This is a genomic window from Paraburkholderia sp. 32, assembly GCF_050435345.1.
Lineage (GTDB): Bacteria > Pseudomonadota > Gammaproteobacteria > Burkholderiales > Burkholderiaceae > Paraburkholderia > Paraburkholderia tuberum.
On sequence record NZ_JBNDKD010000003.1, the window covers coordinates 1,623,138 to 1,644,806 of the forward strand.

The following is a 21,669-nucleotide window of genomic DNA, read 5'->3' on the forward strand; positions in this document are numbered from 1 at the left end:
TGTTGCTCCGCCAATCCGTCCACAATCGCGGCCGCCCCTCGCGAGCACGCGTCCGGTAACCGTTGTGACGACGACACACCACGCGTCATTTATCGGCCGATCGACTAGCGCGGCGCGCCCCCGGTGCGCCAGAGCCGCGAGCAATCGCTTACACTGAGACCGCTCTGCACAGCGTTGCCCTTTCGCGATAGCGGCCCCACCACATCCCATCGCCCATCGGAAGGCGCGCTGCCCTCGCGCCGTCGCGCGGCTCGCGCGACGCCTCCGAACCAGCAACAGAACGGGTTGGACACGCCATCGATGAAAACGCCAGCGGACCGATTTCTCGCACCTGACGCATTGGACGCAGCCCGCCTCACAGCCGACGCCTACGGCAACCACGCCCTCGACGAGTTTGTCGCCGGCCGCATCACGCGCCGCGAGCTGCTACGACATGCGAGCGTGATCGGTCTGTCGCTCGCGGGTGGCGGCCTGCTCGGCGCGCCGCGAGCGCGGGCGCAAGGTGCACCGCCCACGTCGAACCAGACGATCCGCGTCGCGCATCTGACGCCGGCGGGCGCCGTCGATCCGCTGACGGTGACTGACGCCGCGAGTCTCGCGCTGCTGAACCAGACCGGCGAATTCCTGATCGACGACGACGGCGAGAAGCTGATGCTGAAGCCGGCGCTCGCGCTGTCGTGGAAGCCGAACGACAAGGGCGACGTGTGGACCTTCAAGTTGCGCCCCAACGTGAAATTCCACGACGGCCAGAGCTTCGGCGCGAAAGACGTAGTCGCAACCTTCGACCGTCTCGCCGATCCCGCGAGCGGCTCGGCCGCGCTATCGGTACTAAAGGGCGTGCTGTCGAAAGGCGGCGCGAAGGTCGTCGATGAACACACGGTGGAGTTTCATCTCGACGCGCCGACCGGCAATTTCCCGTACTACGTTTCCTCGGATAATTACAACGCGGTGATCCTGCCCGCGAACTTCGCGGGCAACTACGAAAAGAGTTTCATCGGCACGGGTCCGTTCAAATTCGAAAAGTATCAGCCGAAGGTTGGCGCGTCGTTCGTGCGCAATCCCGACTACTGGGGCGAAAAAGCGTTACCGCAACGCGTACAGTTTTCGTTCTACGCCGACGAGCAGGCTCAACTGCTCGCGTTGCAAGGCCATCAGGCCGACGTGATGGGCACGTTCACCGTGCAGGGCGGCGCGGCCATCCTGAACAATCCGGACTACAAGGCGGTCGGCGTCAAGTCGAGCGCGCACCGCCAGATTCACATGCGCAACGACAGCCCGCTCTTCAAGGACAAGCGCGTGCGTCAGGCACTCGCGTTGTCGCTCGATCGCGACGTGATCGTGCGCGGTCTCTTCAAGGGTCGCGCACAACTCGGCAACGACAGCCCGTTCGCGCCGGTGTTTCCATCGTCGGATGCGGGCGTGCCGCAACGCAGGATCGACGTCGCGAAGGCGAAGCAACTGCTCGCGCAGGCCGGCGTGCCGAACGGTTTCGACGTCACGCTGACCACCGAAAAATACATGGAGATCCCCGACCTCGCGGTCGTCGTGCAGAACGCCGCGAAGGCGATCGGCGTGCGCATCAATCTGAAGGTCGAGAGCCAATCGCTCTACTACGGCGCGGGCACGCCGGGCAAATCCGACTGGCTCGACTCGCCGCTCGGCATCACCGATTACGGCCATCGCGGCGTGCCGAACGTGTTCCTCACCGCGACGCTGACGAGCAACGGCACATGGAACGCCGCGCACTTCAAGAATCCGCAATACGATCAACTGGTCGCGCAGTTCGTCGCGGCGATCGATCTCGCCACGCAAAAGAAAATCTCCGGGCAGATCCAGACGCTATTGCTCGACGAAACGCCGCTGATCATCCCGTTCTTCTACGATCAGCTGATCGCGATGCGCAAGGGCGTGAACGGCGTGCGCTTCACTGCGCTCGCGCAACTGTATTTCGATCGCGCGACGCTCAGCGCGTAAGCAGCGCGCTGTCCGTCTCGCTTTTCGCAGGAGAACTCACGATGTCGGCTCCGGCACCCTCTCCCGCCTCGAATACATCGCGTCCGCCGCGCGCGACGAACGGCAACGCGGGCCGCGTCGCGCGTTTTCTCGCGACGCGCGCGGGTCTTTCGCTGATCACGCTGTGGCTGCTGTCGGTGATCGTGTTCGCGGGCGGCCAGCTGCTGCCCGGCGATATCGGCCGCGCGGTGCTCGGGCCGCTCGCCGATGCGCGCGCGGTCGCCGCGCTCGATCATCAGCTCGGCGCCGACCGGCCGCTGCTCACGCAATACATCGACTGGATCACGCATTTCGTGCGCGGCAACATGGGGCTGTCGTACGCGTATCGCGAACCGGTCAGGCCGTTCATCGCCGATGCGCTCGGGCATTCGGCGAAGCTCGGCCTGCTCGCGTTCATCGTCGTCGTGCCGCTCGGCATCGCAGGCGGCGTGTGGTCGGCGATGCATGCGGGGCGCTGGCTCGATCGCACGATCAGCATCGCCGGTTTGTCGGCGACCGTGGTGCCGGAGTTCGTGTCGTCGATCGTGCTGATTCTCGTGTTCGGCGTGTGGCTGCGCTGGCTTCCGATCGAGGCCTCATCTCCGCCCGATGCGAGCGTGCTCGAACAGCTGCGCCATCTGGTGCTGCCGGTGCTGCCGCTCGTCCTCGTGTTCTTCGGCTACATCGCGCGAATGGCACGCGCGGGCACCGTCGAAGCGCTCGACGCCGACTACACGCGCACCGCGATCCTCAAGGGCCTGCCGCGCCACGTCGTGATCTGGCGGCACGTGCTGCGCAATGCACTGCTGCCGACGATCACCGTCGCCGCCACCCAACTCGGCTACATGATCGGCGGACTCGTGGTGGTCGAGACGCTGTTCCGCTACCAGGGCATCGGCTCGCTGATCTACAACGCCGCCAAGGCGAAGGATTTTCCAATGCTCGAAGCGGGCGTACTGACGATCGGCGTCGTCTATACGCTCGCGAATCTGGTCGCCGATGCGCTGCACGTGCTGCTCAATCCGCGACTGCGGGTAAGGACCGCCGAATGAATACGACCGTGCCGCCGGCTTCATCGACGCCACCAGGCTCGCCCGCGCCAGGCGCACCGGGCTCCGAGCCGCGTTTCCCGCGCCTCCTCCTGCTGCTCGGTTCGCCGACCTTCATCGTGGGCGCGCTGATCGTCGCGTGGTGGATCGTCTGCGCGATCGCCGGGCCGTGGTTCGTGCATCTCGATCCATACGCGTCCGATCCGCTCAATTCGCTGACGCCGCCCGATCGCACACACTGGTTCGGCACCGATCAGCTCGGCCGCGACGTATTCTCGCGCTTGATCGTCGGCGCGCGCGACATCCTGACGATCGCGCCGCTCGCGACACTGCTCGGCACCGCGGCGGGCACCGCGCTCGGCCTGGTGGTCGGCTACTTCGACGGCTGGGTCGACGACGTGATCGGCCGCATGATCGACGCGGTGCTCGCGCTGCCGCTCGTGATCGTCGCGCTGCTCGCGCTCGCCGCGGTCGGTGCGTCGAACTTCACGGTGATTCTCGTGATCGGCACCACCTTCACGCCGATAACAGCCCGCACCGTGCGCGCCGCCGTGTTCGCAGAGCGGCATCTCGACTATGTGGCCGCCGCGCAGCTGCGCGGCGAACGCGCGCCGTACATCATGTTCGCGGAGATCCTGCCGAACGTGCTGCCGCCGATCGTCGTCGAAGCAACGGTGCGGCTCGGCTATGCGATCTTCGCGGTCGCGACGCTGTCGTTTCTCGGCTTCGGCATCCAGCCGCCGTCGGCCGACTGGGGACTCGCGCTGTCCGAGTCGTACACGTTGATGGCGGGCGGCGCGTGGTGGACCGTCGTGTTTGCGGCGGGCGCGATCGCGTCACTGGTGGTCGGCGTCAATCTGATCGCCGACGGCGTGCAGGGAGTGCTCGACCAATGAACGGCCCACCGCCCTCCTCGTTCGCCGCGTTCGACGTGTCGAAAAGCGATCGCACCGATGCGCTGACCGTGGTCGGCCTGACGGTCACCTACCGGATCCGCGGACGCGATCGCGAAGTGCTGCAGGACGTATCGTTTCGCGTGCGACGCGGCGAGGCGTATGGGCTCGTCGGCGAATCCGGTTGCGGCAAGTCGACCGTGGCAATGGCGACGCTGCGCTATCTGCCGCGCAATGGCAAGGTGAAGGCCGGCAAGATCGTAATCGCCGGTGAGGACGTGCAGAAGCTGGGTGCCGACGCGCTGCGCAGCATGCGTGCGACGACCGTCTCGATGGTCTACCAGGATCCGGGGCGCGCGCTGAATCCATCGCTGACGATCGCCCGTCAGGTTTCCGAAGCATTCGAGGCGGCCGGCGTCGCGCGCGACGAGGCGCTGCAACGCACGCTCGAGATACTCAAACGCGTCCGCATCGCGGCGCCCGAGCGCGTGATGAACAGCTATCCGCATCAATTGTCGGGCGGCATGCAGCAGCGCGTCGTGATCGCGATGGCGCTCGCGTCGAACCCCGCGCTGCTGATTCTCGACGAACCGACTACCGGCCTCGATGCGACCGTCGAAGCGGAAGTGCTCGACCTCGTCGCACGGTTGCGCGAGGAACTCGGCACCGCGGTGCTGTTCATCAGCCACAACCTCGCGGTGATCGGCCGCATGTGCGAACGCGTCGGCGTGCTGTACGCGGGCAAGCTGGTCGAGGAAGGCGCGACCCAGGACGTGTTCGCACGGCCGCGTCATCCGTACACGGTCGGGTTGCTGCGCTGCCTGCCGACGGCCGGACGCAGCAAGGACAGCGAGCGGCTCGATACGATCGCGGGCGGCCTGCCTCTGCCGGGCTCGGTCACGCAGGGCTGCATCTATGCGGAGCGCTGCCGTCTCGCCGACGAGCGCTGTCGCCGCGACGCGCCGCCGCCCTATCGCCTCGGCGCCCGGCATGGCGATCAGATGGCGCGCTGCCACTATCACGAGCGTGCGATCGAACTGCCGCGTGCGACATCGAGCGCGGCGCCGGTGGCGGCCGCATCATCCAACGCGGCGCCGCGCGCGCCCTCTGGGCCGGTCTTGCGCGCCCGGAACCTGTCGAAAACATTCCACGTATCGGGCGTCCCGCTGCGCGCGGTCGACGACGTGTCGCTCGAACTCGCGAGCGGCGAGACGCTCGGCCTCGTCGGCGAATCGGGCAGCGGCAAGACAACGCTCGCGCGGCTGCTGCTCGGCCTGCTCGCACCCGATGCCGGCAGCGTGCTCGAACTCGACGGCGCCCCGCTCGCCGCGCGCGTCACGCGACGCAGCGACGAGCAGCTGAAATCGCTGCAGATCGTGTTCCAGAATCCGGACTCGGCGCTCAATCGCGCGCATTCCGTCAAGCGGCTGATCGGCCGTGCGCTCGCGCGCTTCACCGCGCTGCGCGGGCCCGAGATCGACGCACGGCTCGCCACGCTGACGGACGCCGTGCGGCTGCCCGAGCGCTATCTGGATGCACGTTCGCGCCAGCTTTCGGGCGGACTCAAGCAGCGCGTCGCGATTGCGCGCGCGTTCGCCGGCGAACCACGCGTCGTCGTGTGCGATGAGCCGACTTCATCGCTCGACGTGTCGGTGCAGGCCGCGATTCTGAACCTGCTCGCCGATCTGCAGCGCGAGCGCGGCGTCAGCTACGTATTCATCTCGCACGATCTGCACGTGGTCCGCTATGTGTCGGATCGCATCGCGGTGCTCTACCTCGGCCGGCTGCTCGAAATCGGCCCGGCGGCGGCCGTGTTCGATGGACCGCAGCATCCCTATACCGAGGCGCTGCTGTCCGCCGTGCCGACGCTGCCGGGCGACGGCGCGTGCGGCGAGGTGCATCAACGTACGCGTATCCGTCTCACCGGCGAGTTGCCCGGGCCCGGCGCGATGCCGTCGGGCTGCGTGTTTCACACGCGCTGTCCGCGCAAGCTCGGCGCGATCTGCGAGCAGCAGGACCCGCCGTTTCTCGACGCGGACGGCGCCGCCGATTCGTCTTCCGCGCACCGGATTCGCTGCCATATTCCGATCGCCACACTTCGCGAGCTGCAAAGCGAGCCGCGCGACGACAACGCGAGCGACCCAACGAATGGCGGCACCTCCGACGATGCGTCGGAAAACGCCAGCTAGCGTCGACTCGAACCTCATCGACGCACACCGCCCCTCTTAACGAATCCCGTGTCGGAACACGCTTTTGCGTCCGCGCGTTTCATCGTCGCAACGTTTTGAGGCGTTTTTCCGGCGTGCGCATCGCACATCCCGATATCGCCCGTGTCGCTTCAAGGCTTTGCGACGCGTGGCATGGATATCGCTAAATTAGCGGCCAGAGATTCGAAGCCAAACCGGGCGCGCAACGCCGCGCATATCCGCACGACGAGCGTCACCACGCGATGGCGCGACCTCGCGCGATCAGCACGGCAGCGACGCACGGACAACTTCGACACAACGGACCGGGGGTTCGACAAGACCCGCGTGCAGACAGGTTGGCCGGCGCTGGGGCAGCTCGCGAAGGCGGCAGCGAGGTACCGTCCTTCGCTCTGGAGACGCGCGATGAAGACCGGAAAATCAGATCAGTACTACTGTGCAATGATGCGCGGCGCGGTGGTCCTCGCGGGGGTCGCGGTGTTGGCGGGCGGGACCGCGTACGGGGCGTCGACGGACGTGATCCCTCGCTGGATTGTGCTGGCCGACGCGTTGCGGGTGCAACCCGGCGATTCAACGCCGCTGCTGCTCACGCAGAACGACGGCGCGGCAACCGGCGCCGAGGCTGGCACGGCCACGGCCGCCGACGATGCCGCCTCGGTGTTCGCGCCGGCCGGCTGCGGCGGGCTCGGCGGTCCGGGCTGCGGGCGGCTCGGCGGCGGCAGTGGCAACGGCAGCGGTAATGGCGGCGCGGCGGGTTCGAGCAATAGCGGTGCTGGCGCAAGCGGCAACAGCGGCGCCGGGGCGGCGGGTTCAGGGAGCGGAAGTGGGAGTGGCGGTGCGGGCACGGGCAGTAAGGGAAATAGCGGTAGTGGTGGTGGCGGTGGAAGCGGAGGCGGAGGCGGTGGAGGCGGTGGAGGCGGTGGAGGCGGTGGAGGCGGTGGAGGCGGTGGAGGCAGCGGCGGTGGAGGCAGCGGCGGAGGCGGAAGCAGCGGCGGCAGCGGGAGCGGCGGCTGCGGTTGCGGAGGCTCCAGCGGTGGCCCAGGCGGTGGCCCAGGCGGTGGCTTTGGCGGTGGCCCTAGCGGTGGTTTCGGCGGTGCGAATGGTGGCGGCTTCGGTGGTGGCTTCGGTGGCGGGTTCGGCGGAGGCTTTGGCGGAGGCTTCGGCGGCGGTCACGGAGGCAAGGGTGGCGGCAGCGGCGGCAGTGGCAACGGTGGCGGGAACGGGCACTAGGCGTCGCCCGTTGCCCCGGGTAGGGAGCCCCCGCGCCCTACCCGCCAGCGACATGTCCCGGCATACTGTCCGCTATCCGCTGGCAACGGCGGTGATGTCCCGATCCCCCGGTCGGGCGTCACCGCCGGAGGCCGGTCGGAGCGGCCCGCCCGCCTTCGGCGCGCGCTGACGGAATGGCTCGGAGCGCGCGCGCGCCGCGCCTCGCGCCATCGCGCGAACCGCACCGCGAGCGGCGGGAACACAACCTCCATTGCGTGCGAGTGTTATGGAACCAATCCGAGACGACCGCCTCATATCAAATTCATCGTTCGATATGAGGGCCCACAACATGCATAGAAGCGTCCCCCCCTCCGCGACCCGCACGGCAGCCGCCGTGCTGACCGCTGCCGCCCTGGGCCTCGCATCGCTCGCCAATGCGCAAACACCCGCGCAGCCAATGGCGCAAACCTTGTCGCAAGCGGCACCACCGGTCGACCCGAGCTTCTCCGCCTACTCGCTCGTCCAGAGCTGCAAACAGCGCCACGACAACGTCGCGCAAGGGCAATGCGTCGGCGCGATCCGCGGCATCATCCACGGCTATCAATACGGCGTGCTGTTCCTCTCGCAACGAGCAACCCTCCCCGCCAACGAAACGCAGCGCGTGTCGCTATGCCTGCGCGACGTGGCGGTGTCGTCGATCGTCGACGACTTCCTCGCCGATGCCGCCCAGGTGCCGGACGACGCGCTGCAGCACACCCCCGCCGAAGTCGCCGTGCTCGGCTCCGTGCATCAGCACCATCCTTGCACCTGAGCGCCGCGTCAGCGCGAGCGGCGTCATCGACGCCCACAGCGCTTCGAGCCTCGCGCGCCGCCGTTGCGCAACGGACGGCGGCCGCGCCGGCGCTTACAACATCTCCAGCGCACGCTTGCCGCGCGGCGGCTTGAAGTACGCGTCGAGCTCGGCGAGTTCGCCGGCTTCCAGCACCAGTTGCGACGCGCGATGGTTGTCGCGCACATGCTCGACGCGCGCCGCCTTCGGAATCGCGCACACATTGGGCTTGCCCAGCACCCACGCGAGCGCCACCTGAAACACCGAGACGCCGCGCGCGTCGGCGATATCGTCGAGCGGCGAGCGTTTCGGCAGCCGCGCATGATCGACCGGGCTGTACGCCATCGCCGGCATGCCGCGCGCGGCGAGCCACGGCAACAGATCGAACTCCGGCCCGCGCCGCGCCACGTTATACAGAATCTGGTTGGTCGCGCACGCGTCGCCGCCTGGCGTCGCGACGAGTTCTTCCATGTCGTCGGTATCGAAGTTGCTGACGCCCCAGTGACGGATCTTGCCCGCGCGCCGCAGCGCCTCGAAGCCGTCGACGGTGTCCGCGAGCGGCACCGAGCCACGCCAGTGCAGCAGATACAGATCGAGCCGGTCCGTTTTCAGACGCTTCAGGCTCTGCTCGCACGCGGCGATCACGCCGCGCCGGCTGGCGTTGTGCGGATACACCTTGCTGACCAGAAACACCTTGTCGCGCAAACCCGCGAGCGCTTCGCCGAGCAGCGACTCGGTCGCGCCGTCGCCGTACATTTCGGCGGTATCGATCAGCGTCATGCCGAGTTCGATGCCGCAGCGCAGCGCATCGATTTCCGCCGCGCGTCGTGCCCGCTGCTCGCCCATTTCCCACGTGCCCTGCCCCAGTGCTGGCATGCGCTCGCCGCCCGGCAGGCTCACGCTTGCGATCTCGCTCGTCATGCTGACTCCTCGAAAGTGGCTCGATCCAGATGCGAAACGCTGGCCCGCCGCCTCATCACGCAACGCACGCTACTAAAAACCTGGCGACGAGTTTAGCGGCTCCGCGGCCTCACAACGTCGCGCCTGGCAAAAGCCAGCTATAACAGGACGCGCCGATGTTTTAAAATTGCCGCTTGCCCATCTTGCGTGAGCCCCATGACCTCTGCCTCGGAAGACCGCTGGCGCGACCTGCGCCCGGACCCGGAAAACGACACGCCGCTCTATCTGCAACTTGCCCGCAAGCTCGGCAGCGCGATCCACGAAAACCGCTGGAACGCCGGCGAGGCGCTGCCTTCGGAGCGCGTGCTGTCGGAGGCGCTCGGCGTGTCGCGCATCACGTCGCGCAAGGCGATCGCGCTGCTCGTGGAGCAGGGTTTGATCCGCCGCACCCAAGGCGCGGGCAGCTTCATCACGCCGCGCTACGAAGATCCGTTATCGCGTCTGTCGAGCTTCAGCGAAATGCTGCGGCGGCGCGGCTTCACGCCGAGTTCGAAGTGGCTGTCGCGCGAAATCTCGCCGGCCAATCGCGACGAGGTGATCCAACTGGGGCTGTCGCCGGCCGCAGCGGTCACGCGGCTGCGGCGGCTGCGGCTCGCCGACGGCATCGTGATGGCGGTCGAGAATTCGACGTTCCCGGCCGCGGTGATTCCCGATCCACAGGCAATCGGCGACTCGCTGTACACGTATCTGGAGAATCGCGGACTGACGATCGTGCGCGCGTTGCAGCACTTCCGCGCGGTGAACGCGAGCGACGAGATCGCGCAGCAGATGAGCATCGCGCCGAACGAGGCGTTGCTGTTGATCACGCGCGTGGGTTATACGGCGGATCAACGCGCGATCGAACTGACGGACACGTACTGCCGCAACGATTACTACGACTTCGTGGCGGAGTTGCGAAAGTAAGCTGCGACACGGCGGGCGGTCAGGTACGCCGCGTTCCCAATCTGAACGCGCCGCCCGCTCCAACCGTCACGTCCACCGGGCTTCGTGCGCGCCGATGCGCGCCGGCGGCAGCGCATAAAACGCAGGCGTCTGCTCCAGTTCCTCCGCCGGCAGCACGCCAAGCACCCGCCCGAACTCCGATTGCACGCTCGCGACGCAATCGCGCACATCGTCGAGCGACACCTCGGGCGCCTGCTGCCCATCGGCCAGCAGCCCGAACGACCGCAGCCAACGCCCCGTCTGCGCAAGAGACACCTTCACATGCCAGCTGCCGCCCTCGCGAGCGCGCCGCGCGAGCGCGACCATCGCGCCGAACGCGGCCAGATAGCCGGTCGCGTGATCGAGCGCCTGACACGGCAGATGCCGCGGCTCGGCTGAACCCGCCGCCGCGCGCTCGGTCCACGCGATGCCGCTCGCCGACTGCACCAGACTATCGAAGCCGCGTCGCTGCGCCCACGGCCCTGTGTGCCCGTACGCGCACACCGAGACATAGACGATGCCGGGCCGCAGCCGCGCCAGCTCGTCCGGCCCGAAGCCGCGCGCCTCGAGCGCGCCCGGACGATAGGCCTGCAGGAACACGTCGGCGTCGCGCGCGAGTCCGCGCAACGTGTCGCAGCCTGCCGCCTCGCGCAGATCGACGATTGCCGAACGCTTGCCGCGGCCGTTGTCGATCACGAGCGGCGCGATGTTCGGCAGATGCGGCCCGTTGATCGTCAACACGTCCGCGCCATGATGCGCGAGCGCGCGGCCGGCCACCGGTCCCGCGATGATCCGCGACAGATCCAGCACCCGCACACCTGCGAGCGGGCGGTCGATACCGGGGTCAGCGCCAGCGGCGGCGTGGCGCGGCGGCTCGGCCGGGGCGTCGCCGATGCGCTCGATCTCGAACAGCGGCAAGCGCGCGATCGCTTTGGCCTGCTCGAGCGCGGCCCATTCGTCGGGCGTGCGAATCAAGGCGGCGCACAGGCCCGCGTCGGCGAGCGTTTGATCGAGCGTCGCGCCCTCCCAGCCGCGAATCGCGGCCGCCACCGAGGGCCGCCCATTGTCACAACCGAGCACCTCGAGCACGCCCTTCAAGTGATGCGCGAAATTCGTATGCAACTGGATCCAGCGGCCGTCGCCCGTTTCATAGAAGCCGGTGACCGGATCGCGCAGCGCGGGCGGCGGCCCATCGTCGATCCGCAAATAGCGTTCGCTGCGAAACGCCGCCAGCGCGCGACGCATCTGCACCGACACCTGTTGCAGGCGAGCGCTGCGCAAGCGCCAGTATTCGGCGGCGGCGAGGCCCGTCGCGGCGATGGTCGACGCCGCGAGGCTGCCGACACGGTAGACCGACGGCAAGCCGGGATCCGCGCCGGCGAGCGACACGGCGTGCAGCGCGACCGGATCGCAGCCGGCGAGGGTCCAGATGTGCTTGAGGGCGAGTTCGGGCGTCATGGGATCGGGCGCGCTGGCCGCGCGGACAGGAAGCAGGTACACCGAGTCTAAATTTGAGCCTTGCGGCAATCAATCTTGATTATGATAATCAACATATATTGATTTCTTCGGTTTATACGCACTTTTATGCCAGCCCCGATTTACCTGAGCGCCGCCGAAGCGGCCGCAACGCTCGGCGTCAGCTTGCCGACGCTGTACGCGTATGTAAGCCGAGGCATGCTCGGCTCGTCGCCGGATGCGCAAGGCAGGCATCGGCTCTACGATGCCGCCGAGGTGCGCCGCCTCGCGCGTCGCAAGGCGGACGGCAAACGCGCCGGCAAGGTCGCGCAGAAGGTGCTCGACTGGGGCGTACCGGTGCTCGAATCGTCGATCACGCTGGTCGCGGACGGTCGGCTGCTGTATCGCGGGCACGATGCGATCGAGCTCGCGCGCAGTGCGTCACTCGAAGACGTCGCGGCGCTGTTGTGGGAATGCAGCGCGCGGCGCATCGCCGATGCGCCCGTCGTGCCGCTCGCCCCCGCGCAATGGGCCGCGTGGCTCAAGCTGTGGAGTGACAGCGCGCCGCTCGATCGCGCGCTGGTGCTGTTGCCGGCCGCCGCCGCGCAGATGCCGCGCGTGTGGGCGCTCGGCCGCGATGCGCAGCTCGACACCGCGTGCGCCGTGATGCGGCTGCTGGCCGCCGCGATGCTGACGGCGGCGCCGTCGAACGAACCGCTGCATCGGCAGATCGCGACGGCCTGGCGGGTGCGCAGCCGTCAGCAAAGCGGACTGCTGCGCGCGGCCTTGGTCGCCTGCGCGGATCACGAACTGAACGCGTCGACGTTCACGGTCCGTTGCATCACGTCGACGGGCACGCACCTGTTCGGTGCGGTCGCGGGCGGGCTCGCGGCGCTTTCTGGGCCGCGTCACGGCGGCGAAACCGTGCGCATCGCCGCGCTGCTCGATGAGGCATCGCGCTCGCCCGAGCTGGACCGCTATCTGGCGAACCGTCTCGCGCGCTACGAGCACGGCGCGCAAGGGCCGGTGCTGTCGGGCTTCGGTCATCCGCTCTATCCGGACGGTGATCCGCGCGCGCGATTATTGCTGGCGATGCTCGCCGACTGCGCGCCAGCCCGCTCGCCGCTCAACGAGGTGCTGCAGGTCGCGCGAGCGGTGCGCGACACGACCGGCGCGGAGCCGACGGTGGATTTCGCGCTTGCCGCGATCGAGCGCGTGCTCGCCTTGCCGAGCGGGGCCGCGTTCACGCTGTTCGCGCTCGGGCGGGTGGTCGGCTGGATCGCGCACGCGATGGAGCAGGCGCGCGATGGCCGGTTGATCCGGCCGCGGGCGCGGTATATCGGGGAGTATGAGGCGGGAGGTGCTGCGTAGGGACCAGGAAGAGGCGGCTCGCCGTTCGCCCTGCATCAGACCACGCCCGGCCGACGCGCCAGCCAGGCCGGCATCGGCCAGCCGAATAGCAGCGTCGGCAACCGGCGTTCCGAGCCGCTCGCCAGCGCAAAACACGCCCCGGCCCGCCCGGCGCTGATCCATGCCACCGATCCACGCGCCAACTCGATCGACTGCCCCTCCGCCAGCCAGTGATCCTCATGCTCGCCCTCGACGGTCAGCCAGACGTTGCCGCTGATCACCTTGAAAATCGTCGGACGCGCAACCCGCCAGGCCCTGACGGGCTCGCCATGTTCCAGCTCGAAAACTCGCACTTCTCGCATCGCCGTTCTCCTCGATGAACTTTCTGTTGTACCGATTATTGACGTGCGATGATCGGAGACCCATGCACAGTTCCGAACACTTTCATCGGAACTGTTCAGTCAAAAAACCGAACAGTTGGCATGGCTCGCGCGGCGCAGGTTCAAAACTTTCGCGTTCGCAGGCCGGCGACAGAAGGCAAGCGTATGAAACTCGAAATCCAGCTCGATCGGGACAACGGTGTGCCGCTGACCGAGCAGATCGTCGCGGGCGTCTCGGCGTGGATCCGCTCGCGCAATGCGCATCCTGGCTCAAAGCTGCCGTCGATCCGCCAGTTCGCCGCCGACTTCGACGTAAGCCGCTTTCCGGTGATCGAGGCATACGACCGGTTGGTGTCGCTCGGCTATGTCGACTCGCGCCACGGCTCCGGCTTTTACGTCGCCGATCGCCAACCGACCGACATGCGCTGCCAGGGCACTTCGGACCCGCGCCGCGCCGATGTCGAGTCGGACCATCTGCTCGAGCAATTCAACTTTCCGGGCGAAACGCTGAAGCTCAGCACCGGTTTCATCCCCGAAAGCTGGCGCGACATCGATGGCATTGCGCAGGCGATCCGCCACGTGTCGCGAACCGATCCGGCTAGCATGGTCGAGTACGCGACACCGCTCGGCAACCCGGTCTTGCGCGAACAGTTGCGCGGCCGCATTGGCCAGTTGGGCATCCAGGCAGACGCATCGCAGATTCTGATCACCAATGGCGCGAGCCAGGCGTTCGATCTGCTGGTGCGCTACATGCTCAAGCCAGGCGACACGATCTTTGTCGAGGACCCCGGTTACTACAACCTGTACGGCCTGTTGCGCCTGCACGGCATGAAGCTGATCGGCATTCCACGCACCGGCAATGGTCCCGACCTCGACACGATGCAGGCGCAACTGAAGCTGCACCGGCCCAGATTGCTGCTCATCAACACCGTGTTCCACAATCCGACCGGCACCACGGTCGCACCGCAGGTCGCATTCCGTTTGCTGCAAATGGCGCGAGAGCATGGCTTCCAGATCATCGAGGACGATATCTACGCGGATTTTCAGACCGAGCTCACCGACCGCCTGGCCACCCTCGACCAACTCGAACAGGTGATCTACATCGGCGGATTGTCGAAAACGCTGTCGTCTTCGCTGCGGGTCGGCTACGTGGTTGCGAGTCACGCGATCATCAAGGACCTGGTCGACATCAAGATGCTGACGAGCATCGGCTGTTCGCGCTTTGCCGAAGCGGTGGCGGTGTCGATGCTGGAGCGCGGCGCATATCGCAAATATCTGGAGCGACTGCGCCGCCAGATGCGCGGCGCGCTCGGCTCGACCGTCCAGACACTCGAAGATGCCGGCTGGGAGATCTTCGAAGAACCAGCGGGCGGCAAGTTCGTGTGGGCACGCGTGCCGCATGTCGCGGACGCCGAGCGGCTCGTTGAATGCGGCGTGCCCCTCGGAGTGACGGTGCTGCCTGGACAACACTTCAGGCCGAACCGGGAGGTGAGCCCGTGGATCAGGATTCATGTGGCGTTTGGCAACGAGCCACGGGCGCAGGCGTTTTTTCATGCGGCGGCGCAGTTGCCGCCTGATGCGTGAACACGGCGCGGAGCGCGGCCGTGACGCAGCGCCGACACCCGCGCAACGCTGCGCCGCCCGCTGCGCCGGGACCCGCTTTTCCCTAGAATAGCGAGTCCCAACCCGACCGAGCGCGCCCAGCCGCCTCATATGTCCACGACGCCGCCTCCGCCCGCCCTCGCTCCCGATATCCCCTCGGGTCCTTCGCCCCGCTCGCTGACCGTGATGCTGTGGCTGGTCGCCACCGGCTTCTTCATGCAGACGCTCGATTCGACGATCGTCAACACCGCGCTGCCCGCGATGGCGACAAGCCTCGGCGAACTGCCGCTGCGCATGCAATCGGTGGTGATCGCCTACTCGCTGACGATGGCGGTGATGATCCCCGTGTCCGGCTGGCTCGCCGACAGACTCGGCACGCGGCGCGTGTTCTTCAGTGCGATCCTCGTGTTCGCGGTGGGCTCGTTGCTGTGCGCGAACGCGCATACGCTGAACCAACTGGTGCTCTTTCGTGTTCTGCAAGGCGTGGGCGGCGCGATGCTTCTGCCGGTTGGGCGGCTCGCGGTGCTGCGAACCTTCCCGGCTGAGCGCTATCTGCCGGCGTTGTCGTTCGTGGCGATTCCGGGGCTGATCGGACCGTTGATCGGACCGACGCTCGGTGGCTGGCTCGTCAAGATCGCGTCGTGGCACTGGATCTTTCTGATCAACGTGCCGGTGGGCATCGTGGGCTGCATCGCGACGTTCATCTTCATGCCGGATAGCCGCAACGAACACACGAGCAAATTCGACCTTGGCGGCTACCTGTTGCTGGTGGTGGGCATGGTGGCGATTTCGTTCGCGCTCGACGGCCGCACCGAGTTCGGCATTCAACATGCGACGGTGCTGGTGCTGCTGATTCTGAGCATGGCGTGCTTCGTTGCGTATGGGCTGCACGCGGTGCGCGTGCCCGCGCCGATCTTCCCGCTCGATCTGTTCAAGATCCACACGTTTAGCGTTGGGCTGCTCGGTAATCTGTTCGCGCGGATCGGCAGCGGCTCGATGCCCTACCTGATTCCTCTGCTGTTGCAGGTGAGCCTCGGCTATAGCGCATTCGAAGCCGGGCTGATGATGCTGCCCGTGGCGGCCGCGGGCATGGCGACGAAGCGCCTCGTGACGAAGCTGATTCTGAAGTACAGTTACCGGCGCGTGCTGATGGCGAACACGATTCTGGTCGGTCTGATGATGGCGAGTTTCGCGCTCACGAGCACGCATCAGCCGCTGTGGCTGCGGCTCGTGCAACTGGCGATCTTCGGCGGCGTGAACTCGATGCAGTTCACCGCGATGAACACGTTGACGTTGAAGGACCTCGGCACCGGCGGCGCCAGCAGCGGCAATAGCCTGTTTTCGCTCGTGCAGATGCTTTCGATGAGTCTCGGCGTGACGGTGGCCGGTGCGTTGCTGACAACCTTTACCGGCATCATGCAACGCGCGACTGGCGCCAATTCGCTGCCCGCGTTTCATGCGACGTTCCTCTGTGTCGGCATCATCACCGCATGCTCGTCATGGATCTTTGCGCAGTTGTCGCCGGAGATTCGCACGCCCGCGAAAAAGACCGATCCTTCGGAGCGAACTTGAAAGCCGCACGAGCCAGGACGACGCATCCTTGTGCACTCGCGAACGGATTTCCGGGCATCGCTCCACGCGCGCCGCACGCAGCACGCAGCACGCAGCACGCTTGCACAGCGTCGCCGACCCGCAACAGGGCGCATCCCGCACCAGCGAAGTGCGCGTTATCGCCTTCGTACCGCGTCGGGCGCACAACGATTTCCTCGGAGCATTGCTGGTGGACGCTCGAGCTTTGTTCGAACACGCGCATAGTTCTTGCTCGTCTATCCTGTAAACTCTTGGTCTGCGCGCGCGAACTCCTGCCTGGCCCAGCAAGCGCCGCCATTTCCACACGACTGACACGATGAGCATGATCGAACTCGATCCTCCCGGCTTCCAGCCACCACGCCCGATGGCCGGCGACGAAGGCTCCCGGCGTACCGTTCTCTATGGCGGCTACACTGTTTTCAGCGTGTTTCAGCCGGTCTTTTCGGTATCGCACCGGCGCGCGATCGGGTATCACGCGTCGCTGCGCGTGCACGACGAGCATGAGCGGCAAGTGCCCTCGCACGAAGTCTTTACGCAGGCCGCGCGACGCGGCGATCTGCTGGAACTCGGACGGCTGGCCGAATCGCTGCACCTCGGCAACTTCAACGCATTCGACAGCCACGACGAATGGCTCTTCCTCAGCCTGCATCCGGCCGCACTGATGGACACCAGCTACGGCGACGCGCTGCTTGCCAGCCTGAAGGCGCTCGGCCTGCCGCCGCAGCGCGTGGTGCTCGAAGTATCCGAACAGGCTGGCGGCGAAACCACGCGCTTCGCCGAAATCGTCGATTCGCTGCGCAAGGCCGGTTTCCTGATCGCGCTCGACGGCTTTGGCGCCAAGCATTCGAACATCGACCGGGTGTGGAATCTGCGGCCGGACATCGTCACGCTCGACCGCTGCATCCTCGCGCAAGCGAGTGAACACTCGCATATCGAGCGCGTGCTGCCGGGCCTCGTCTCTCTGTTGCACGAGTCTGGGCAACTGGTGCTGATGGGCGGTCTGAGCACCGAACGTGATGCGCTGATCGCGCTCGAATGCAATGTCGACTTCGTCCAGGGCGCATTTTTCGCGGGTCCGAGCGTCGAACCCGTCAAGCCGCAAGTTGCCGCTGGCCTGATGGATTCGCTCTCCGCTTCGCTGCGCGAACGCGTTGCCGCTCGAGAGAAAGCGCAATCCGCGCGGCTCGCGCCGTATGTCACGGCGCTCGAGGCAGCCGCCGCGCAGCTGGTTGCCGGGGAATCGATCACGCAGGCGAGCGCACCTCTGCTCGCGCTCGGAGAAACGGCGCGCTGCTTTGTTTTGGACGGTTCGGGGCGGCAAATCGGCGACAACGTGCTGCCGCCGGGGCGCACATCGCAACGCGCAAAGCGCTTCAGCCCGCTGCTGCATTCCGAAGGCGCGAGTTGGGAGCGCCGCCCGTACTTCATTCAGGCGATGCGTCAACCGGGGCGGGTTAATCTGACGCCGCCGTATCTGTCGATCAACGAAGCGCATCTGTGCGTGACCGCCTCGATTGCCGCGCACACGTCGCATGGTACGCAGGTGCTATGCGTCGACATCAACTGGGAAGTCGCGGCTCACCGTAACTGACGCCCCCGGATGGTCCTTGATGCGGGCAAGCAGTTCCGTGACCGCATCACGGCCCAGCATCCGGTTGGCCGCCTGCAGATGCGCGGCGCTGGTCAGGATGCGCAGCGAGACGATTTTCGCCGAAAGGTCCGTTTTTCCATCCGTCACCACGTCGATTAACCCGACGATCTCGCCGTCGCAGAACAGTGCGATGCACACCGCACCCGCCATCGACACCACCTCCGCATGGCTCGCCTGTTGCGCGAGCGATGTGACTACAGCCATCCACTTCGGACCTGAACCCGGTTCGCGGTCGCGTTGCGCTTCGGTTTCAGGCGTTGGCCCTTGTGCTCGAAGGGCCGGGTTGGCTGTGGGGAACCGAGGGGGCGGAACGTACAAAGGTACGTCGCTGATCAGTTGCGGCGCATCGCTGAAAAGCTGTAGCAGGCCCGCCCGGTCTTGCGCTTCGAGCGCCGCGCGCAAACGCTCGACGATTCGCCCATGCACCGCCGGATCGGGCCGCTCCAACGGCGCCCCCGCACGTCTCAGACGCTCCTTGGCGCGATGAACCATTTGCCGGCAAGCGGCCGGCGTGCGCTCGAGAATCGAGGCGATTTCCGCATAACCGCACTCGAACGCTTCATGCAGGACGAGCGCCGCACGTTCGTCTGGTTTCAGATGTTCGAGAAGCAGCATCACGCCGTACGACATATCTGCCGCTCGCAACGCCAACTCCTCCGCCGATGGCGCGACCTCGTCGAGCCACGGCTCCGGCAACCAGCCGCTAGCCTGTGACGCACGCTCGCGCTGAGCATGCCGCAGACGGTCGATCGCCGTGCGCGTGGTGAGCGTGGTGAGCCACGCGACCGGCGTTTGCACCGCCTGCGTATCGGCCAGGTGCCATTTGAGCCAGACATCCTGCACCACGTCTTCGGCCTCCGCGCGACTGCCGAGCATCCGATATGCGAGTGCCAGCAGACGGGCGCGCGCGGCCTCGAAACCGGATGCCTTGTCGATTCCCTGTTCCGTCATGCGTAGACCTCCCGATGGTGCGTGGTGAAAAAGCGGCTGCATACCGGTGGCATGGCTCAGGCGCGCGTCATGCTCGGTATTCCTGAGCTTGACGCATGGGCAACCGGTGATGTGACAGCGCGGCGCAAAAAAAAATTCTCTGTCACAACGCCAGCGGCTGCTTCGTCAAATGAGCAACAACCGGCGCATGTCACGCGGCTTCTGATCCGCGGCGGCCTGCGCATCCCGGAATGCCCGCGCCATCCATCCTGAACGAGGAATCCATGCCTTCCAGTTACCCGTCTGTCTCCGGCCTCGGCCTTGTGCCCACGGTGATCGAACAATCCGGCCGGGGCGAACGTGCCTATGACATCTACTCCCGCCTGCTGCGCGAGCGCATCGTCTTTCTTGTCGGGCCCGTGAACGAGCAGTCAGCCAGTCTGATCGTCGCGCAATTGCTGTTTCTCGAATCGGAGAACTCCGACAAGGATATTTCTTTTTACATCAACTCGCCCGGCGGCTCCGTGTATGACGGCCTCGCGATTTACGACACCATGCAGTTCATCAAACCGGAGGTCTCGACCTTGTGCACGGGTTTTGCCGCGAGCATGGGCACCTTTCTGCTCACCGCGGGTCAATGCGGCAAACGGTATGCGCTACCCAATGCGCGCATCATGATTCACCAGCCGTCGGGCGGCGGTCAGGGCACCGCGGCGGACATCGAAATCCAGGCCAAGGAGGTGCTGTATGTACGAGCGCGTCTCAATGCGATGATGGCCGAGCGGACCGGACGCAGCATCGAAGAAATCGCGCGCGATACCGACCGCGACAACTTCATGTCGGCGCTCGAAGCGAGGGAATACGGATTGATCGATGACGTGCTGGAAGCTCGCGCGACATGGAACAACGCAGGCCGTCGCGACACCCTGTAACGGAACTGACATCGAGCCGCCCGCTGAACCACCGGTTGGACCGCTGGCTGCAAATTCCCACCTACCGATCGGTGCGAGCGCACCACAAAAGCTGCTCACCTTCGCTGGAATCGCTATCATGTCGCGATTCGTCGACTTCGACGACCGCTTCAATGGAGATACACATGGCGTCATCCAACGAAAACGTCAGCATGGCGCTGTTCTGCGACTTCGAGAATGTCGCGCTTGGCGTGCGCGACGCGAAGTACGACAAGTTCGACATCAAGCTGGTGCTCGAGCGCCTGCTGCTGAAGGGCAGCATCGTCGTCAAGAAAGCGTATTGCGACTGGGACCGTTACAAGAGCTTCAAAGGCGCGATGCACGAGGCCAATTTCGAGTTGATCGAAATTCCACACGTGCGCCAATCGGGCAAGAATTCCGCCGACATCCGGCTCGTCGTCGATGCGCTCGATCTCTGTTATACGAAATCGCACGTCAATACGTTCGTCATCATCAGTGGTGATTCGGATTTCTCGCCGCTCGTGTCGAAGCTGCGCGAGAACGCCAAACAGGTGATCGGCGTCGGTGTGCAACAGTCCACCTCGGATCTGCTGATTGCGAATTGCGACGAGTTCTTCTTTTACGACGATCTTGTACGCGAAAGTCAGCGCGCAGTCGCGAGGCCCGAATCGTCGCGTCAGCAGCAGAACACCCAGCAGGCAGCCAAACGTGCGCCTGACGAAGAGAAAGCCCCGCCCAAGGAAGATCTGGAGAAGCGCCGCAGCAAGGCCGTTGAAATTGCGGTGCAGACATTCGACGCGCTCGCTTCCGAACGTGGCGACAGCGGCAAGATCTGGGCGTCCGTGCTGAAGAACGCGATCAAACGGCGCAAACCGGATTTCAACGAGACGTATTACGGGTTTCGCGCTTTCGGCAATCTGCTGGAAGAAGCGCAGGCGCGCGGGCTGCTCGAATTCGGCCGCGATGAAAAGTCAGGCGCGTACGTCTATCGAAGCACAGCCGTGAACGTTGCGAGTGAAGCGGCAAGTGAAACCATCGGCGAAACCGCGGCGGAGTCTGCCGAAACGGGGTCGGCTGAAGCGGTATCGGCCGAACAGGCGGCCGAACATTCGTATGAAGCGCAGGCGGCGCAAGCGGCCGCGTCCGAGTCGGGCGGCAAGCACAAGTCGCGGCGCAAGGAGCGCAACAACCGCAAGCTGGGGCGGGGTCAGCAGGAGGCCGCGCACGGCAAGCGCGGTCACCACGAAACGGCTGATGAAGAGCATGCGGCTACCGCTCCGGCTCTCACCGAACACGCGGAACCCGCCGAAGAGATCGAGCGGCAGGAACCGCGTGAACACGCGCCGCTCCCACGTGAGTTCGTCACTGAACCGATAGCTGAAGCGTCCAAAGCTCGCGCTGTAACAGCGCAAGCGGATACAGCCGCTGAACAAGTCGTATTCGGCCAAGGAACCGACCATTCCACCGACAGCGACCAACCCGCGCTGCGTCAAAGCGCCAAAAAGCGCGCATCGCGCAAAACGGCCGCGAAGAAAGTGAAGAAAAGCACGCCAGGCACGATCGAGGAAGTACCTGAGATCGCAGCGCCGGCCGCGCCCCCTGCTCCAGCAATCAACTCGGAAGAAGGGTCTGAGCCCGCCAGGAAGGCAGCCCGTAAAACGGCGTCCCGGAGCCGTCGCCCGCGCAAAGCGGCATCGACCGACAGCGCGGAATAAGGAGCGG

18 protein-coding genes are annotated in these 21,669 nt (G+C 66.0%); 14 read left to right on the plus strand and 4 right to left on the minus strand.

The window, feature by feature from the left end; translation table 11 throughout:
- The first annotated feature begins 300 nt into the window (after positions 1-300).
- The 6 genes from OKW26_RS30195 (at position 301) to OKW26_RS30220 (ending at position 8,158) form a co-directional block, all read left to right on the plus strand.
- A complete protein-coding gene (locus tag OKW26_RS30195) occupies positions 301-1,974 on the plus strand; it encodes an ABC transporter substrate-binding protein (RefSeq protein ID WP_429356055.1) in 1,674 nt (557 codons plus the stop codon).
- A gap of 41 nt (positions 1,975-2,015) precedes the next feature.
- The gene (locus tag OKW26_RS30200) at positions 2,016-3,044 is read left to right on the plus strand and encodes an ABC transporter permease (RefSeq protein ID WP_184058192.1); all 1,029 of its coding nucleotides are present in this window, start codon (positions 2,016-2,018) and stop codon (positions 3,042-3,044) included.
- Positions 3,041-3,937 carry an ABC transporter permease gene (locus OKW26_RS30205; protein ID WP_429356056.1) on the plus strand — a complete coding sequence of 299 codons (897 nt, stop codon included), beginning with the start codon at positions 3,041-3,043 and terminating at the stop codon, positions 3,935-3,937. The genes OKW26_RS30200 and OKW26_RS30205 overlap by 4 nt, the downstream gene beginning before the upstream one ends.
- Positions 3,934-6,123 carry an ABC transporter ATP-binding protein gene (locus tag OKW26_RS30210; protein ID WP_429356057.1) on the plus strand — a complete coding sequence of 730 codons (2,190 nt, stop codon included), beginning with the start codon at positions 3,934-3,936 and terminating at the stop codon, positions 6,121-6,123. The genes OKW26_RS30205 and OKW26_RS30210 overlap by 4 nt, the downstream gene beginning before the upstream one ends.
- A 420-nt stretch (positions 6,124-6,543) precedes the next feature.
- On the plus strand, positions 6,544-7,368 hold the full coding sequence (locus OKW26_RS30215; RefSeq protein WP_429356058.1) for a hypothetical protein: 825 nt from the start codon (positions 6,544-6,546) through the stop codon (positions 7,366-7,368).
- Between the two features lie 328 nt (positions 7,369-7,696).
- Positions 7,697-8,158, plus strand: coding sequence for a Rap1a/Tai family immunity protein (locus tag OKW26_RS30220; protein ID WP_184023091.1), 462 nt, complete (start codon positions 7,697-7,699; stop codon positions 8,156-8,158).
- Between the two features lie 93 nt (positions 8,159-8,251).
- Here OKW26_RS30220 and OKW26_RS30225 read toward each other — a convergent pair whose 3' ends face one another.
- Positions 8,252-9,097 (minus strand): aldo/keto reductase, encoded by an 846-nt coding sequence (locus OKW26_RS30225; RefSeq protein ID WP_429356059.1) that lies wholly within the window; start codon positions 9,095-9,097, stop codon positions 8,252-8,254.
- A 195-nt stretch (positions 9,098-9,292) separates the two neighbouring features.
- Here OKW26_RS30225 and OKW26_RS30230 point away from each other — a divergent pair, with 195 nt between their 5' ends.
- Complete coding sequence (locus OKW26_RS30230) at positions 9,293-10,039, plus strand: GntR family transcriptional regulator (protein WP_013090333.1); 747 nt, start codon at positions 9,293-9,295, stop codon at positions 10,037-10,039.
- 66 nt (positions 10,040-10,105) lie between these two features.
- On the opposite strand, the gene OKW26_RS30235 is transcribed toward OKW26_RS30230, so the two are convergent.
- Positions 10,106-11,515 carry a CoA transferase gene (locus OKW26_RS30235; protein WP_184058199.1) on the minus strand — a complete coding sequence of 470 codons (1,410 nt, stop codon included), beginning with the start codon at positions 11,513-11,515 and terminating at the stop codon, positions 10,106-10,108.
- Between the two features lie 126 nt (positions 11,516-11,641).
- Between OKW26_RS30235 and OKW26_RS30240 the strand changes: the two genes are divergently transcribed.
- The gene (locus OKW26_RS30240) at positions 11,642-12,883 is read left to right on the plus strand and encodes a citrate/2-methylcitrate synthase (protein ID WP_429356060.1); all 1,242 of its coding nucleotides are present in this window, start codon (positions 11,642-11,644) and stop codon (positions 12,881-12,883) included.
- 35 nt (positions 12,884-12,918) lie between these two features.
- Here the strand turns inward: OKW26_RS30240 and OKW26_RS30245 are convergent, their stop codons facing one another.
- Positions 12,919-13,224 carry a DUF2917 domain-containing protein gene (locus OKW26_RS30245; protein WP_429356061.1) on the minus strand — a complete coding sequence of 102 codons (306 nt, stop codon included), beginning with the start codon at positions 13,222-13,224 and terminating at the stop codon, positions 12,919-12,921.
- 183 nt (positions 13,225-13,407) lie between these two features.
- On the opposite strand from OKW26_RS30245, the gene OKW26_RS30250 reads away from it, so the two are divergent.
- From OKW26_RS30250 to OKW26_RS30260, 3 genes are all read left to right on the plus strand, one after another.
- On the plus strand, positions 13,408-14,826 hold the full coding sequence (locus OKW26_RS30250; RefSeq protein ID WP_184058205.1) for a PLP-dependent aminotransferase family protein: 1,419 nt from the start codon (positions 13,408-13,410) through the stop codon (positions 14,824-14,826).
- A gap of 129 nt (positions 14,827-14,955) precedes the next feature.
- Positions 14,956-16,416: a multidrug transporter subunit MdtD gene (mdtD, locus tag OKW26_RS30255; protein WP_184058207.1), complete on the plus strand. Its 1,461-nt coding sequence runs from the start codon at positions 14,956-14,958 to the stop codon at positions 16,414-16,416.
- Between the two features lie 334 nt (positions 16,417-16,750).
- Positions 16,751-18,025: an EAL domain-containing protein gene (locus OKW26_RS30260; RefSeq protein WP_184058209.1), complete on the plus strand. Its 1,275-nt coding sequence runs from the start codon at positions 16,751-16,753 to the stop codon at positions 18,023-18,025.
- Here OKW26_RS30260 and OKW26_RS30265 read toward each other — a convergent pair.
- Positions 17,981-19,036, minus strand: coding sequence for a sigma-70 family RNA polymerase sigma factor (locus tag OKW26_RS30265; RefSeq protein WP_429356062.1), 1,056 nt, complete (start codon positions 19,034-19,036; stop codon positions 17,981-17,983). The two genes, OKW26_RS30260 and OKW26_RS30265, sit on opposite strands and share 45 nt — an antisense overlap.
- Before the next feature lie 24 nt (positions 19,037-19,060).
- On the opposite strand from OKW26_RS30265, the gene OKW26_RS30270 reads away from it, so the two are divergent.
- The 3 genes from OKW26_RS30270 (at position 19,061) to OKW26_RS30280 (ending at position 21,662) form a co-directional block, all read left to right on the plus strand.
- Positions 19,061-19,288: a hypothetical protein gene (locus tag OKW26_RS30270; RefSeq protein WP_429356063.1), complete on the plus strand. Its 228-nt coding sequence runs from the start codon at positions 19,061-19,063 to the stop codon at positions 19,286-19,288.
- 11 nt (positions 19,289-19,299) lie between these two features.
- Positions 19,300-19,947 (plus strand): ATP-dependent Clp endopeptidase proteolytic subunit ClpP, encoded by a 648-nt coding sequence (gene clpP / locus OKW26_RS30275; RefSeq protein WP_429356064.1) that lies wholly within the window; start codon positions 19,300-19,302, stop codon positions 19,945-19,947.
- 164 nt (positions 19,948-20,111) lie between these two features.
- Positions 20,112-21,662, plus strand: a complete 1,551-nt coding sequence (locus OKW26_RS30280; protein ID WP_429356065.1) for an NYN domain-containing protein — start codon at positions 20,112-20,114, stop codon at positions 21,660-21,662.
- The last annotated feature ends 7 nt before the right edge of the window (positions 21,663-21,669 follow it).

Bases quoted from the DNA above. Each gene is read 5' to 3' on its own strand.
- OKW26_RS30195 (WP_429356055.1), top strand. From the start codon at position 301: ATGAAAACGCCAGCGGACCGATTTCTCGCACCTGACGCATTGGACGCA.
- OKW26_RS30200 (WP_184058192.1), top strand. From the start codon at position 2,016: ATGTCGGCTCCGGCACCCTCTCCCGCCTCGAATACATCGCGTCCGCCG.
- OKW26_RS30205 (WP_429356056.1), top strand. From the start codon at position 3,041: ATGAATACGACCGTGCCGCCGGCTTCATCGACGCCACCAGGCTCGCCC.
- OKW26_RS30210 (WP_429356057.1), top strand. From the start codon at position 3,934: ATGAACGGCCCACCGCCCTCCTCGTTCGCCGCGTTCGACGTGTCGAAA.
- OKW26_RS30215 (WP_429356058.1), top strand. From the start codon at position 6,544: ATGAAGACCGGAAAATCAGATCAGTACTACTGTGCAATGATGCGCGGC.
- OKW26_RS30220 (WP_184023091.1), top strand. From the start codon at position 7,697: ATGCATAGAAGCGTCCCCCCCTCCGCGACCCGCACGGCAGCCGCCGTG.
- OKW26_RS30225 (WP_429356059.1), bottom strand. From the start codon at position 9,097: ATGACGAGCGAGATCGCAAGCGTGAGCCTGCCGGGCGGCGAGCGCATG.
- OKW26_RS30230 (WP_013090333.1), top strand. From the start codon at position 9,293: ATGACCTCTGCCTCGGAAGACCGCTGGCGCGACCTGCGCCCGGACCCG.
- OKW26_RS30235 (WP_184058199.1), bottom strand. From the start codon at position 11,515: ATGACGCCCGAACTCGCCCTCAAGCACATCTGGACCCTCGCCGGCTGC.
- OKW26_RS30240 (WP_429356060.1), top strand. From the start codon at position 11,642: ATGCCAGCCCCGATTTACCTGAGCGCCGCCGAAGCGGCCGCAACGCTC.
- OKW26_RS30245 (WP_429356061.1), bottom strand. From the start codon at position 13,224: ATGCGAGAAGTGCGAGTTTTCGAGCTGGAACATGGCGAGCCCGTCAGG.
- OKW26_RS30250 (WP_184058205.1), top strand. From the start codon at position 13,408: ATGAAACTCGAAATCCAGCTCGATCGGGACAACGGTGTGCCGCTGACC.
- mdtD (WP_184058207.1), top strand. From the start codon at position 14,956: ATGTCCACGACGCCGCCTCCGCCCGCCCTCGCTCCCGATATCCCCTCG.
- OKW26_RS30260 (WP_184058209.1), top strand. From the start codon at position 16,751: ATGAGCATGATCGAACTCGATCCTCCCGGCTTCCAGCCACCACGCCCG.
- OKW26_RS30265 (WP_429356062.1), bottom strand. From the start codon at position 19,036: ATGACGGAACAGGGAATCGACAAGGCATCCGGTTTCGAGGCCGCGCGC.
- clpP (WP_429356064.1), top strand. From the start codon at position 19,300: ATGCCTTCCAGTTACCCGTCTGTCTCCGGCCTCGGCCTTGTGCCCACG.
- OKW26_RS30280 (WP_429356065.1), top strand. From the start codon at position 20,112: ATGGCGTCATCCAACGAAAACGTCAGCATGGCGCTGTTCTGCGACTTC.